The organism is Neisseria wadsworthii 9715 (assembly GCF_000227765.1).
GTDB lineage: Bacteria > Pseudomonadota > Gammaproteobacteria > Burkholderiales > Neisseriaceae > Neisseria > Neisseria wadsworthii.
In genome coordinates, this window is record NZ_JH165159.1 from 25,300 (window position 1) to 40,676 (window position 15,377).

Annotated in this window: 10 protein-coding genes; 1 reads left to right on the forward strand and 9 read right to left on the reverse strand. The window is 49.5% G+C overall.

Annotated features, from left to right (window positions below; genetic code table 11):
- The 5 genes from HMPREF9370_RS12155 to HMPREF9370_RS00115 all read right to left on the reverse strand — a co-directional run.
- The coding region (locus HMPREF9370_RS12155) for an SPM autocatalytic domain-containing protein (RefSeq protein ID WP_009115167.1) at positions 1-2,565 on the reverse strand (2,565 nt) is incomplete at its 3' end.
- Between the two features lie 265 nt (positions 2,566-2,830).
- A complete protein-coding gene (gcvP, locus tag HMPREF9370_RS00100; protein WP_009115169.1) occupies positions 2,831-5,677 on the reverse strand; it encodes an aminomethyl-transferring glycine dehydrogenase in 2,847 nt (948 codons plus the stop codon).
- Positions 5,678-6,082: 405 nt separating this feature from the next.
- Entirely contained in the window at positions 6,083-6,721 is a 639-nt protein-coding gene (locus tag HMPREF9370_RS00105) for a hypothetical protein (protein ID WP_009115170.1), read from the reverse strand.
- A gap of 41 nt (positions 6,722-6,762) precedes the next feature.
- On the reverse strand, positions 6,763-7,500 hold the full coding sequence (locus HMPREF9370_RS00110; RefSeq protein WP_009115171.1) for a UDP-2,3-diacylglucosamine diphosphatase: 738 nt from the start codon (positions 7,498-7,500) through the stop codon (positions 6,763-6,765).
- A gap of 94 nt (positions 7,501-7,594) precedes the next feature.
- The gene (locus HMPREF9370_RS00115) at positions 7,595-8,755 is read right to left on the reverse strand and encodes an MFS transporter (RefSeq protein WP_009115172.1); all 1,161 of its coding nucleotides are present in this window, start codon (positions 8,753-8,755) and stop codon (positions 7,595-7,597) included.
- Between the two features lie 321 nt (positions 8,756-9,076).
- On the opposite strand from HMPREF9370_RS00115, the gene ilvE reads away from it, so the two are divergent.
- Complete coding sequence (gene ilvE, locus HMPREF9370_RS00120; protein WP_009115173.1) at positions 9,077-10,075, forward strand: branched-chain-amino-acid transaminase; 999 nt, start codon at positions 9,077-9,079, stop codon at positions 10,073-10,075.
- Between the two features lie 97 nt (positions 10,076-10,172).
- Here the strand turns inward: ilvE and HMPREF9370_RS00125 are convergent, their stop codons facing one another.
- From HMPREF9370_RS00125 to HMPREF9370_RS00140, 4 genes are all read right to left on the reverse strand, one after another.
- Entirely contained in the window at positions 10,173-10,364 is a 192-nt protein-coding gene (locus HMPREF9370_RS00125; protein WP_009115174.1) for a hypothetical protein, read from the reverse strand.
- On the reverse strand, positions 10,365-11,921 hold the full coding sequence (locus HMPREF9370_RS00130; RefSeq protein ID WP_009115175.1) for a TerC family protein: 1,557 nt from the start codon (positions 11,919-11,921) through the stop codon (positions 10,365-10,367). It abuts the gene before it with no gap.
- Between the two features lie 259 nt (positions 11,922-12,180).
- On the reverse strand, positions 12,181-13,365 hold the full coding sequence (gene ccsB / locus HMPREF9370_RS00135) for a c-type cytochrome biogenesis protein CcsB (protein ID WP_009115176.1): 1,185 nt from the start codon (positions 13,363-13,365) through the stop codon (positions 12,181-12,183).
- Positions 13,358-15,307, reverse strand: coding sequence for a cytochrome c biogenesis protein ResB (locus HMPREF9370_RS00140; protein ID WP_040666701.1), 1,950 nt, complete (start codon positions 15,305-15,307; stop codon positions 13,358-13,360). Before HMPREF9370_RS00140 ends, ccsB begins: the two co-directional genes overlap by 8 nt.
- Positions 15,308-15,377: the final 70 nt, after the last annotated feature.

The window sequence follows — 15,377 nt, forward strand, 5'->3', positions numbered from 1 at the left end:
TGCAAGATCTTTAATTGCATTCTTATCAAGGAAAGAATAATCGGCAAAAACAATTGAATCAATTGATGCACCATCTTTACCGTCTTCAAAAAAATCCTCAACCTTCAGAGCGTTATCCCCTTCTTTTGTGGTAATAACCAAATTATCGGATGAACGGACAAAGTTTAAATCAGACTGCAAGTATTCGGCAAAGCGGATAACGTCGCTACCGTCATCATCGTCATCCGAATCAATTTTATCCTTGCCGAAATCCTTTTCAAAAACATATAGGTCGGAACCGCCTTTACCCTCCAGCTTATCATTGCCGGCACCGCCTACTAAAACATCATTATCCTTACCACCCTTGAGCTTGTCGTTACCCTCGTCGCCAAACAATACGGCTCCTTCCAAAAGGATATTGTGTTCCGAACCGGCTTTCAGATGATTATTGCCGTCGTCTCCGACCGTACCGTTTAATTCAGCCAGTTTTTTCAGGTCGGCAACTTCGCCGTAGTGAGATATTGCCGCCGTAAATCCTTGAGCTGCACCTATCATATATTCGGAAAGCTGATCGTTATACGTCAGCGCATCAGCAATTGCCTCAGCCATCTCTGAAGCCTTCTCAATATCTTTTTCCATCAGCAATTTGTCCATATGCAAATTGACAGATAGCCAATCGGCAGAAATATTACCATCTGCATCAGCAGTCAACATTTGACCGCCAATCTGTTTATCATATAACCCTTGAATTTTGATATTTCCAGCTACATAGTCCGCAAACTGGTCAAATACTTCTTCCACTTTTTTGCCAGTATCCTTGCTCAATTTTATATCCAACGATTCACCTACCAGCTTTTCCAGTACAGCCAGCTTCCGCATATCCACATGTTTATGCTCACCTTTCGGCTCGACCCCAACCGTACCTGTCCACTGATAAACCAAATCTTCCAATTTTTCTTGCGTCGGATCAGAAATATACGCTTTCACTTGTGCCAGCAAGGTTTCATCTTGCGTCATAGCGTCACGTAGATTATAGATATCCCCTACCGAAATTACCTCCGGTAGATGATCGATTTCTTCAGTATGCGTAAATTTATTAACAGGCGCATTGGCAAAATTCTCCGCTCTAAACCAAACGTCTACTGTATCCGTAGTATTGCCATCACGCCAATTTGCTAAAGAACTTTGCTTATGAAGATTTCCATTTTCATCCTGCTTACCCGTTTCATCGTAATCTAGGTTAATAGACACAATACCGGTTTCACCCAATGATTTCAGCTCTCCCTCACCGGCAACACCGTCTGAGTTAACATCTTGCCAAACCAACAAATCATTCCAATGCTCATCGCCTTCATCAATCAAACCGTTATCATTGCTGTCATACTGCGCCAAAGCTTCAAAACCGCCGGCTGCCTTAGTTTTACCATCAGCTAGCAGAGTATTATTACCGAACAGCTCGCCACCATCATCAATATTACCGTTTCGATTCAGGTCCATCGCTAACTGCCCGTCATCTTTACCTGCCCAACCGGTTTGTTCTTTAGAACCGTTTTTATCATGATCGAAGCTGATACCTTCATTCGATGAGATTGTTTCCACACCATCACCGTCAAGATCAATAACAATCGGGCCGTTTACCGACTCTCTGATTTTTTCTAATATCTCCCGTATATCTTCAGCTTTTTCTTTAGCTTCCCGCCACACCAGCTCATTAAACACTTTTGTATAGAACTCCGAGCTCATCAAAATTGGCTTTAAAGCACTAGCAGACGACAAATAACCCTTATCTCCTACAGCTAATCTAGCAAGTGTATAAGCCGCTTTTTTATCCTCTAATTGATAAAAGTCAGATCCAGTGATAGTAAGTGCATCTACATCACCCGTATACTCAATTGGTACCGTTATGCCTGTCTTAAGCGGATCCAATTCCACTTTTAAACCGTTATTTACCTGTTGAATCCCTAGAGTGCTGCTCTCAAAATCGAAATTATCATCTCCTTGAATATTCCCATTTTCATCCACATCTGGGCGCTCTATTGGCGTGATTTTTAGCCCCCTAATTTCCTTACTGCCATCATCATGAACTATAAACAAAAGATCTTTGTTCGCATTGTCTGCAGTAACCTCATATGTTTCGCTACCAAATACAAACGCACGTTCTACAAAATCCGTACCTAATGGGTGAGTGTATTGATAAAAATTGACGGAAAGGCCATCTGCTGCATTCTCCCCTCCTAATATATTATCCAAATTATTCGAACCGTTTCTACCATTAACAGTATATGTACCCGGAGCTAAATCTTTATGATTGAAAAAATCACGAAAATATTGAAAATCTACGGCAGAAACAAAACGTCCTGGACCTACCGTCATATGTTCGCTAGCATCAAGTTGAATTACTTTTCTGCTCGCATTCTCCCCAGTTCTCCACTTATTACCATCCAAATTATTACGTATATCATCCCAATTTGGCTCTGTTGGTGAGTTCCACAGATAATGGTTTAAAGCAGTTTTAGGATGTAAAGTGATTTTTCCTACAAGTGGATTGTAATAATTGGTTAAATCAATTCTCTTTGATTCTGCCATGATGAAATCTCCCAAAAAATTAAAACGGTTTGATTAAATTTTCCAATATGCCCTTAACCTCGTATTTAGCCATGCGCTGATCGCTTTCTTATTCGGGCAGATACTACATATTCATTTTGAATACTTTTATCCGACCAAACCGAATCAAAAAAGTTTTCAGGACACTCATTATTAAGTTGATTCACTATAGAATTACCAAACAAAATGCCTGTCTGAAACTTTTTCAGACAGGCATTCAACTTAGCTTCTCACATCAGACTAAAGCTTACTCTTCATACGCGCTCATCGGCGGGCAGGTGCAGACCAAGTTTCGGTCACCGTACACATCATCTACGCGGTTTACGCTCGGCCAGAATTTGTTTTCGCGCACATAGGGCAGCGGGAACACTGCTTCTTCGCGGGTGTAGGGATGCGTCCATTCGCCGTCGGTTACGTTGGCGGCGGTGTGCGGGGCGTTTACCAGCGGGTTGTCGTCTTTCGGCCATACGCCGTTTTGTACGTTCAGCACTTCTTGTTTGATGGACTTCAGCGCGGCGATGAAGCGGTCGAGTTCGGCTTTGCTTTCGCTTTCGGTCGGCTCGATCATCAGCGTACCGGCCACGGGGAATGACACGGTGGGGGCGTGGAAGCCGTAGTCCATCAGGCGTTTGGCGATGTCGGTTTCGGTGATGCCGCTTTCGGCTTTGAGCGGACGCAAATCGACGATACATTCGTGCGCGACGCGGCCGTTTTTGCCGGTGTAGAGAATCGGGTAGTCCGCGCTCAATTCTTTGGCGACATAGTTGGCGTTCAGCAATGCCCATTGGGTGGCCTGTTCCATGCCGGTTTTGCCCATCATGGTGATGTACATCCAAGTAATCGGCAGGATGCCGGCGGAGCCGTAAGGTGCGGCGGATACGGCGCTCATGCCGTCGGTTGCGCCTTCAACGGGCGATACGGTGTGGCTCGGGGCGAACGGGGCGAGATGCGCTTTCAAGCCGATGGGGCCCATGCCGGGGCCGCCGCCGCCGTGCGGGATGCAGAAGGTTTTGTGCAGGTTCATGTGCAACACGTCCGCGCCCACTTCGGCGGGCTGCATGATGCCGATTTGGGCGTTCATGTTTGCGCCGTCCATATACACTTGGCCGCCGTGGTCGTGGATGATTGTGCAGATGTCGCGGATGCCTTCTTCGTACACGCCGTGGGTGGACGGATAGGTAATCATCAGCGCGCCTAAGTTTTGTTGATGTTCGGCGGCTTTGGCTTTCAAGTCTTCAATATCGACGTTGCCTTTTTCATCGGTTTTCACAACCACCACTTTCATGCCGAGCATTTGTGCGGTGGCGGGGTTGGTGCCGTGCGCGGATTGGGGAATCAGGCACACGTCGCGGTTAGGCTGGCCGTTGGCTTCGTGATAGCGGCGGATAGACAGCAACCCGGTGTATTCGCCTTGCGCGCCGGAGTTCGGCTGGATGGAAATCGCGTCAAATCCGGTGATGGCTTTAAGCTGATCCTGCAAATCGGTGAGCATCTGCATGTAGCCCGCCACTTGGTCGCGCGGGGCGAACGGGTGGATGCTGCTGAACTCGGGCCATGTAATCGGCAGCATTTCGCTGGTGGCGTTCAGCTTCATGGTGCAGCTGCCGAGCGAAATCATGCTGCGGTTCATCGCCAAGTCGCGCTCTTCCAGCTTTTTCAGGTAGCGCAGCATTTCGTGTTCGGTGTGGTAGCTGTTGAACACGGGGTGTTGCAAGATGGCGTCTTTTCTCAAGAGGCCGTCTGAAAGTTTGCTCGAGGCTTTTTCAGACAGGCATTGTGCTTTGCCGGTGAAGAGTTCCACCAACTTGGCAAAATCGTCGGCGGACGTTTCTTCGTGGAATGCCACGGCCAACACGTTTTCGCTCACTTGGCGCAGGTTGTAGCCCGCGTTTAAGGCGGCCTGATAAATCTCTTTGGCTTTCGCGCCGCAATCTACGGCCACGGTATCGAAGAACACTTCATGCACCACTTTGAGGCCGTCTGAAACCACCGCGTCGGCAAACGCAGCCGCCAGCGCGTGAATGCGGTTGGCAATGCGTTTCACACCTTCTGGGCCGTGGTAAACCGCGTACATGCCCGCCAAGTTGGCCAGCAGAGCTTGCGCGGTGCAGATGTTGGAAGTCGCCTTTTCGCGGCGGATGTGCTGCTCGCGGGTCGATAAAGCCATGCGCAGCGCAGGTTTGCCCGAAGCGTCTTTCGACACGCCGATAATGCGGCCAGGCGACGAGCGTTTGAATTCGTCTTTAAACGCAAAATAAGCCGCGTGCGGGCCGCCGAAGCCCATCGGCACACCGAAACGCTGGGTGTTGCCCAAAGCAATGTCCGCGCCCAAAGAAGCAGGCGATTTCAGCAGCACCAAGCTCATCACGTCGGCCGCCACCGCCACAATCACGCCTTTTTCTTTCAGACGGCCTATCACGGCTTCCAAATCGCGCACATCGCCGTCTTTACCGACATATTGGAACAGCGCGCCGAAGAAATCGCCTTCGGAGGCCGTCTGAAAATCGCCTACCACCAGCTCAAAGCCGAAATATTTGGCGCGGGTTTTCATCACGTCGAGCGTTTGCGGATACACGCGCTCGTCCACAAAAAATTGATTCGATTTAGACTTACCCACGCGCTTGGCCATCGCCATCGCCTCGGCCGCCGCCGTCGCCTCGTCCAACAACGACGCGCCCGCCACTTCAAAGCCGGTAAGGTCGATACACATTTGCTGGAAGTTCAACAAAGCCTGCAAACGGCCTTGCGCCACTTCCGATTGATAAGGCGTATAAGCCGTGTACCAGCCCGGGTTTTCCAGCACATTGCGCAAAATCACATTCGGCAGGCGGGTCGGATAATAGCCCAAGCCGATATAGCTTTTGTTTACCTTGTTTTTCGCCGCCACACCTTTGAGCTTCGCCAACGCGTCGGCCTCGCTCAAGGCCTCGGGCAGATTGAGTTCAGACGGCATACGGATGCTTTGCGGCACGGTATTGTCGATAAAACCGGCCATGCTGCTTTCGCCGAGCGCTTTCAATAGCGCCGCTTCGTCTTTGAAACTGATGTGGCGTGATGCAAATTCGTTTTGGTTAAACAAATCTTTGAAATCCATGATTTTTCCTTTGTATTTAGAGCAAAACACCCGCCATCGGGGCCGGTTGTTTGAACGCCGGTCATTTTAAACGGTTTTCGGGCTTTTGGCTTAGGCTGCGCAAGATATTTTTTAGGGTGGTTTTCAGACAGGCATGGATAGGAAATGCCTGTCTGAAGAGGTTGTTGGTAGTATTAATACACTGTGATGCACCTACGATTTACTGAACTACAATGTGATACACTTTATGTTTTGATCAAACAAGATTTAAAACTTTATGGTTTATTTTGCTTTAAAACGAATTGAAGTTTAGCTTCGATTCAAAAATGAGCCAGCTTTCCGACAGTATTTTATTCAGAGAAGAAGGATTCGACTATTATTTTCCGTGACTCTCAATCTTTCAAATTAAATACCAAAGAAACAAATTTATGACGATAAAAATTTTTTGAACAAACCTTCTGATAAATTTTGCTTTTTCTCGTATTCAAACCATTCCACTTGTTTTCTTTTTTCTATTTTCAATAACATCGGTATCTCCCACATTCCCACTAATAATACTAGTGACATGATCCCCAACCAGTCTTCAGTCCAAGAAAACTTGACTGATACAAATACCAACACCATTACATAAATTATTAGAAAAAACCAACAAACTCTTTCATACCATTTAGCATTTTTAGTCCATCCAACCAAAATTTTTTTCTTATAGTCTGGACTAATTTGCATTTTAGCACTCTTCGAATCAAACAAAATGATTCTAGATTTTTTGAGGCTTATTATTTTTCTTAATTCATCTAAATGTATATCTCCTTCCAAAAGGCTTTCTATCTCTATAAACTTGTTTCCTTTAAAGAAAGAAACTGTTTCACAAGCCGCATCTTTTGCAAGAGTAGAATGTTTTTTTAATGTATCTAAACCACCCCCTGAGAAGTATTTACTAATTTGTTCAAAATCTTGTATAGCTGTTTTATGTGATATTTCTTTTTTATATTTATAAATGGTAAAAACAAATGCCATTATAGGAATAAAAATCTTTAATAAATCAATGCATTGATACAACAACATTATTTTTCTCCGTATATAAATATATCCAATTAAATTCCTTATTATCCAGCAATATCCAATACCTCCATCTCCGCCCCCTCCGGCGACACCACCAAATACCCGCCCTGCACACCATGCCAATCCGGCAACACATAACGCTTCACCGTTTTACCGTTGAACACATGCCCGTGCACATGCGGTCGGTGTGTGTGTCCGTGGATAATGGCCTGAGCTTGCGGATGCCGGCTTAAAACGGCCTGCACGCCTTGTTCGGTAACGTCGGAAATCGCTGTCCGGCCCATTTGCTGCTTTTTCTGTTTGCTAGCGGTGCGGATTTTGGCGGCGATTTTCCGGCGGCGGCTTTGCGGCAGGGAGAGCAAGGCTTTGCGCAACCACGGGTTGCGGATGATGCGGCGGAAGCGTTGGTAGGAAATATCGTCGGTACACATTTCGTCGCCGTGGGTAATCAGATAAGTTTGCCCGTAAAGTTCGATGATTTGGTTTTCGGGCAGTAGCGTCATGCCTGCCGCTTCGGCGTAACGCTTGCCGAGCAGGAAATCGCGGTTGCCGCAGATAAAATATACGGGCGCGGTTTGGCTGAACGCTTTTAAAGCGGCGGCGGTTTGGCGCGCGGTTTCGCTGAGAATGTCGTCGCCCAGCCATACTTCAAACAAGTCGCCGAGAATATAGAGCGCACCGGTTTTGCCGCGCCAGCTTTCTAAGGCTTGTAAGAATAAGCGGTTTAGCTCGGGCGTGTCGTCGGAAAGGTGGAGATCGGCAATGAAAATGGTGGGCTGCATAAGTGTGCGTGTTGATGAAAACTTAAGGTGCATCATAACTTAATTTGCGCCGGCGTGTAGAGCATGCCTGTCTGAAAAAGTACGGCAAGGGTTTTCAGACAGGCCTCAACATGCCTTTGAAGGTAATCAGCAAAGCTGCGGTTTGCACGCCCAGCAGCACCCACACCACGCCTTGCCAGCCGCTGTGCGCATAAGCCAGCCCGCAGAGCCAGGCGCCGATGGTTCCGCCGCTGTAATAAGCCATGTAATAAAGCCCCGATGCAAGAGAACGGCCCTCTTTCACGTTGGCCGCGATATAGCTGATGGTAGCCGCCTGCGTGATGAACACGCCGGACGACATCAAGGCCAGCGCACCGATAACAGCCGCCAGCGGCGATACAAGCGTGCCGAGCATGCCCGCCATAGACAAGCCCACCGCCATCAATATGGTGCGCGCGCTGCCGAAACGGTTGATCAGTTTGGCAGACAAAGGCGTTATCACCATGCCGATTAAATAAACGGAAAACAGATTGGCCAAGTCCGCGCTGTTGAGCTGATAAGGCGCCGCGGCCAAATGCAGATTGATATAGGTGAAGCAGCCCACCAGCGAACACAACACACAGGCGCCGAGCAAGCAAGCGGCAATCACATAACGGTTGTGCAGATGGCCAGAAAGCGTGTTCAGGGCTGTTTTAAAATGAGGTTTGGGCACAAAACGGCGCGATGCCGGCAGCTGCTTCCACACAAAAAACGCGCTGCTCAAAGTGAGCGCCGCCATCACATAAAACGCAGAGCGCCAGCCCATCATCTCGCTCAGATGCCCCAGCATAAAGCGCCCCATAAAGCCGCCCATCACCGTGCCCGCCACATAAAACGCCATCAGGCGCGTCATGATTGACGTTTTAAACTCTTCGCCGATATAGGCAATCAGCACCACCGTAATCCCCGGCACGGCCAAGCCCTGCAAAAAACGGAAAGCCATCATTTGCTCAATCGACTGCACACCCGCCAGCAGCGCGGTAGGCAGCGCCAGAAAAAACAGCGAGCCCACGATAAACACCTTGCGGCCAACGGCATCCGAAAGCATGCCCATAAACGGCGACATCAAAGCTACACCAAACACAGTCGCCCCCACCGCCAATCCGGCTTGCACTTCCGTTGCCTGCAAATCCCGCACCAGTAAAGGCAGAATCGCCTGCACGGCATACACTTGCAAAAACGCAAACACGCCCACTAAAAAAACGGCAGCACCCAACAAACGGCTAAAAGGTTTCATATCATTCTTTCAGACAGGCATTCACGACCGCCCGCCTCACTATCCATATCCTCGTTTTACCACACACCTCAAAATCATATTTATATATTAACCATATTTTCTCAGCATTTGGCTACCTCGATTTCAAGCCGGTTTCCCCTCTTCCGTCAACGTGCCGCGAGGCATTCATTAATAATCAAACTGCCTTTCAGACAGGCATTCTACTCCTCCCCGCTACAACCGACTACACACAGCCGCCCAATTCCGGGCAAGCCCTTGCCAAACCCCTGTCTGAAAGCGTATCTTTATAGCTTTGAGAATTTCCGATTAAGGGTTACAACAATGAGCAGAACCGTTCCCGCCGTATTCGGCAGCGTCTTCCACCAAGAAATGCCGGTATTGGCTTATGAAAACGGCGCATGGCAGCCCGTGCGCTGGCAATCCGCACAGGATCTCACCTTATCCCCCGGCGCACACGCACTCCACTACGGCAGCGAATGTTTCGAAGGGCTCAAAGCCTTCCGCCAGCAAAACGGCCACATCGTTTTATTCCGCCCGCAAGCCAACATCGAACGCATGCGCCAAAGCGCCCGCCTGCTGCACCTGCCCGTACCCGAAAGCGAAGCCTATCTGAACGCGCTGGTAGAGCTGGTTAAACGCGCGGCAGACGAAGTGCCCGACGCGCCTGCCGCCCTTTACCTGCGCCCCACCCTGATCGGCACCGACCCCGTTATCGGCAAAGCCGGCACACCTTCCGAAACCGCCTTGCTCTACATCCTTGCCTCGCCCGTGGGCGACTATTTCAAAGTCGGCTCCCCCATGAAGCTTTTGGTGGAAACCGAACACATGCGCTGCGCACCGCACATGGGCCGCGTGAAATGCGGCGGCAACTACGCCTCAGCCCTGCCCTGGGTGCTCAAAGCCAAAGAAGAACACGGCGCCAACCAAGTCTTGTTCTGCCCCAACGGCGACGTGCAGGAAACCGGCGCATCCAACTTCGCCCTGATTAACGGCAACGAAATCATCACCAAACCACTTACCGATGAATTTCTGCACGGCGTTACCCGCGATTCCGTATTGACCGTAGCCAAAGATTTGGGCTACACCGTGAGCGAGCGCAACTTCACTGTCGACGAGCTGAAAGCCGCCGTGGAAAACGGTGCCGAAGCCATCCTCACCGGCACCGCAGCCGTGATTTCACCGGTCACTTCGTTTGTCATCAAAGGCCGAGAAATCCCCGTACAAAGCCAAGAACGCGGCTATGCCATCCGCAAAGCCGTTACCGACATCCAATACGGTGCGGCTGAAGACAAACACGGCTGGCTGGTTGACGTGTGCTAATTGTTTGAACAGGTAAACCTATGCCTGTCTGAAAACCCCTTTTCAGACAGGCATTTCTTCAATCCCAACTTTTTTCTGTCATACATAGTAAAACCACTTACGTGGTAACTTTGCCGTCATACTCGGGCTTGACCCGAGTATCTTTAGTTTCAGTAAATTTAGGGATACTCGGGTCAAGCCCGAGTATGACGTGCGCACTTTTTCTTAAAGTTGATTGACTATACAAAAAATAAACCATGCCTGTCTGAAAACTCACTTTCAGACAGGCATGGTTTATTCGGCCTTGCATTTATTCTTCCGGCAACTTGGTAATCTTCACCCGCTCAATCCGCTGCCCTTCTTTTTCAATCACCTCAAAGCGCCAACCGTGGAAGCTGATAAAGTCGCCCACATCGGGAATGGTGTGCAGCTCTTCCATAATCAGGCCGGCCACCGTGTGGTATTCGGTATCTTCATCTTGCGGCGGCAGGTTGAGCTGCGGCACAAGCTCCACATATTCGAGCGAGCCGTCAACGGTAAAGCTTTCGTCTGCATTCTCTTGCAGGGCAGGCTCTTCTTCGCGCTCAAATTCTTCAGGGAACTCGCCTGCGATGGTTTCAAGCAGGTCTTTCATGGTTACCATGCCGAGCACGGCGCCGAACTCATCCACCACCAAAGCATAATCGGCGCTGCTTTTGCGGAAAAGCTCGATGGCGCCCAGCGCTGTGGTGCTGTCGGGCAGAATCAGCGGCTGGCGTATGGCTGCTTGAATATTGATTTCGCCGCTTTCCAAAATCTGGCTGAGCAAATCTTTTCTATTGATATAGCCCAAAGGCTCGTCCACCCCGGCTTTGCCCACAACCAGCAAACGCGAATACGGCGTTTCCTGCAATTTAACCCGTTGCTCTTCTTTGCTTTGCGAAATATCCAGCCGCTCGATATCGCGGCGCGGAATCATCACACCCATAATCGGACGCTCGGCCAGCGTGAGCACGCTGCGTATCATGGATTTTTCATTTTCTTCAAAATGCGTGTCGTCTTCCGATTCACTGCCTGCTTTGGCCAGCACGCTTTCGCGTATGCCCATCATACCCAACACATTTTCCGCAGTACGCTGCCGCCATGACCGGCCGCTGTATGCGTTTTTGTCGGTATTGCGGCTGGCGATTTGGTTGAAAATTTCAATCAAAATCGAGAAGCCGATGGCCGCATACAAATAACCCTTCGGAATCTCAACATGGAATGCTTCGGCAATCAGCGAGAAACCGATCATCAGCAGGAAGCCCAAGCACAGCATTACCACGGTAGGATGTTTGTCAACAAATTCAGTCAGCGGTTTGCTGGCCCAAATCATCATGCTCATCGCCACCACCACGGCAGCCATAGCCACTTCAATATGCTGCACCATCGCTACCGCCGTGATCACCGCATCAAGCGAAAACACAGCATCCAATATCAGAATCTGCGCCACCACGCCCCAAAAAGGCGCATGTGTTTTCTGATGCTCGGCCACGGCATAATGGTTTATGCCTTCCAGCCGCTCATGCAGCTCGGTGGTGGCTTTATAAAGCAGAAATAAACCGCCGAAAAACATAATCATGTCTTTGCCCGACACGGAATGTCCACTAATGTCAAACAAAGGCGTGGTCAGCCGCATCATCTGCACCATAAAGCCCAACATCACCAAACGCATCATCACAGCCAACACCAAGCCGGTTACGCGCGCACGGTCGCGGTGTGCGGGTTTTACCTTATTGGCGAGAATCGCCACAAATACCAAATTGTCGATGCCGAGCACCACTTCCAACACAATCAGAGTCGCAAAGCCCAGCCAGGTTACCGGATCGGCCAACCAACTGAAATCCATGATATTTGATATCCTTTTTTAAACAACGAAAAGCAGCCTGAAGAAATCAGGCTGCCTAAATAGGGCATATACGAAGGCGCGTATAATACTGCTCTGCTCTCCGTCTTTCATAATGTAAAGTATGCCTTTGGGTTAATTGAATAAATATGAGTTTAACAGTTTGGGCAAGATAAGGCAAAGAAGAAAATGCCTGTCTGAAAAGGTAGCGCAAGTTGCTGCTCAGCCCAAACTTTCAGACAGGCATTTCCCTTCATTTTTATTACAACGTACCGTAAGAATGCAGGCCGCTTAAAAACATGTTCACGCCCACAAAAGCGAAAGCCGTGATGAACAAACCGATAACCGCCCACCAAGCCAGCACCTTGCCGCGCCAGCCGGCAACCAAACGCAAGTGCAGCCACACAGCATAGTTCAGCCACACGATAAACGCCCAAGTTTCTTTCGGATCCCAGCTCCAATAGCGCCCCCACGCATCGGCCGCCCACAAAGCGCCAAGAATCGTGGCAATGGTAAAAAACAGGAAACCCACCGCAATCGCCTTATACATCGCTTCCTCAATGGTTTGCGCATCCGGCAGCCATCTCACGCCGTTTCTACGCAACACCACAAGTTCTGCTACACCCAGCATCGCCGCCATACAGAACGCGCCGTAGCCGATAAAGTTTGCCGGCACATGAATTTTCATCCACCATGACTGCAAAGCAGGGATCAAAGGCTGAATCTGATGCGCCTCGCGCGCAATGCTGTACCACAAGATAAAGCACACTACACCCGCCATAAAAGTAAACACAAACGCGCCCGCACGTTGCAGGGAAAACTTGGCTTCATAATAAAGATACATCAGCGCCGTAATAACCATAAACAAAATAAACACTTCGTAAAGGTTGGACACCGGTATATGTCCTGCATCCGGCCGCAAAAGATAGCTTTCATGCCAGCGCACCAAAAGGCCGGTAAACCCCGCCAGCACAGAAACCCAGCCCAGCGCAGAGCCCATACCGAGCAAAGTATTGGTGCTGCGTTGCTGCTTTGAAGCCACCAGCGCACCGGCTATATAGCAAAACCATGCCAAAAATACGGTGGCACATTGCCACATAATCGCCGACTGGCTGCTTAAAAAGTAGCGCAGCAAAAACTTATCATGGTTGTCGAAATTACCGGCATACAGCATTACCGCGCCATAAGCCAAACCGATAGTAACCGGCACAAACCAGCGCATAGGCTTGAAAAACCAGCCCAGTAAAATAGTTGCCACAGCGCTGCCCCACAAGATGCTCACTTCATAAACATCCATCTGGTGCGGCACTTTAAACTGCGCCGTCACAGCAACCAATACGATAAAAGCGGCAAACAACCAATCGGCAACATTCAGGCTGCGCCAAAAAGAGCGCTCTTGCAGCAAACGATGCTGCGGCAGTTTGACGGTTTTGGTAGCGTTATTCATGGTTTAAATCCTCGGCCAATTCTTGTAAATGTCGAGTGTGTTCGGGAAATTCTTTTTCTAAATCGCGTTCATTCCGGCTGGACGACATCGCAAAGCGTACCTTGCCTTTGTCAAACAGCACCCAAGCGCGTTTTTCTCTTACATAAAACATAAAAATCGTGCCCAGCACCAGCAATACCGAACCCAGATAAACCAGCGAAGCACCGGGTGAACGGGTCATCTGCAAGCCGGAAGAGCGCACTTCTTTAAAACCGTTCAGCTGCAACAACACAGGAGCGGGATATTCTTTCAAACCTGAATAGGCTTCCAAAACATGCGCCACAAAAAGATCCCGCGCATTATCGGGCGCCCAAGCCACCAGTTTGCCATCCGCTACGGCCTGCTCCAGCGTGGCATTTACCGCGCCATACACAATCTTATAATAATACTCCCGCATTTTATCCTGCTGCCCGGCAGGAAATGCCTGGGTAATAAATTCTTCAATGCCAGGGAAGCCTTTGCGCGCAAACAGTTCCAAAGTGTTGTTGACTGCCTGGCCGAACTGCCGGCGCACATCTTGCGGCGCGGCTTCCGCAGCACGCGCCACAATCTTGCCGCGCTCGTCTTGGTTGTTGATTAACTCGCGCAGCATCATGAACGTGTCGATTTTGCCCTGATTGTCTGCCGGAATGCGCAACCAACGGTATTGCTGATCCAAAGCTTGGCGCGTACCCGTGATAAAGAAATACGATCCGCCTTGGTTGATCGGCAGCATATAGTTTTTATACTCAACAGCTTGTCCGGCGCTGTCGCGCAGGCGGTAGATGATGGAAGGGCCGATATTGGTAAAGCGTTTTTCCTGCTTTACGGCACGCACATCGTTTAATTTGCTGCGGAAATCTTTTTCCCCTTCAGCAGGCGCGCTCATGTCCTCCACATTCATGGCTGTGAATTGGTCAAACTCAACCTGGTATTTTTGCGCCGCCAAATTCAGCGGAAATGCCGCCATCGATTTGGCATTTAACTCAGCAAACTGTCGGCTTGGATTACCCAAATCCCATGCTTTGAATTTCAAATCCGAGCCGCCGTCGGCAAAGCTGGCTTGGTATATCGTGATGCCGTCAACGGTAAGCGGGTGGTTTACGCGGATGGTATGTTCCGATTTGGCGCCGGTGTTACGGTCGGTTACGATTAAATCACTGGCAAAATCTTTCGGCATGCCGGTGTTGTAAAAATCGATATGGAATTTTTTGAGAGTAACGCTGAAAGGCAGATCCTGCACCAACATGCCTTTATCAGCGTTGAGAAACACCACATCCGCCGTTTGCCCCTCGATAACGTTCACATTGCCTCTGAAAGAGATATTGTTCTCCCCCATCACGCTTTCAGGTTTGAAATCTTTGGCGAATATGGAAGTTTCATCGGCCACGATACGGCCTGTGAGCATGCCCATTTTCAAAAGCAGGTTGCTGTCGATCAAGCCGCCCACGCAAATCACAATCAACGCAACGTGCGCGCAGATATAGCCCCACTTATTGGCAGAACCTTTTTTAGCCGCCACGATTACCGAGCCGTCTTCACGCTCGGCGGTTTTACTGACAAAGCCCTGCACTTCCAAATAACGCGCCGCCACCTCCGGTGAGAGATTCCGGTTCAGTTCCACACTATGGCGCATGGCTGCCAACGACTGGGCTTTGGCCTGCAGGCGGAAAGATTTCATTTCCCGCATAAACGGCGGGATATTACGCCACAAACACAAGCTCGTGCTGATTACCAAAAAAAGCATAATCAACACAAACCAGCTTGAAGCATACACATCATACAAGCCTAAAAAGCGGAAAATTTCCGACCAAAACGGGCCGAATTTCACCACATAATCGGTGGCCTGCTGGTTTTGCTGCAGCACCGTGCCGATAATCGAGGCAATGCCCAACACGCTCAACAACGCCACGGCAAAGCGCATGGAGCTGAGAAAAGCAAACCACGGTCGGCGGATAAGCGGTGTTTTTTTGGGCGTGTTCATTTTATCGGTA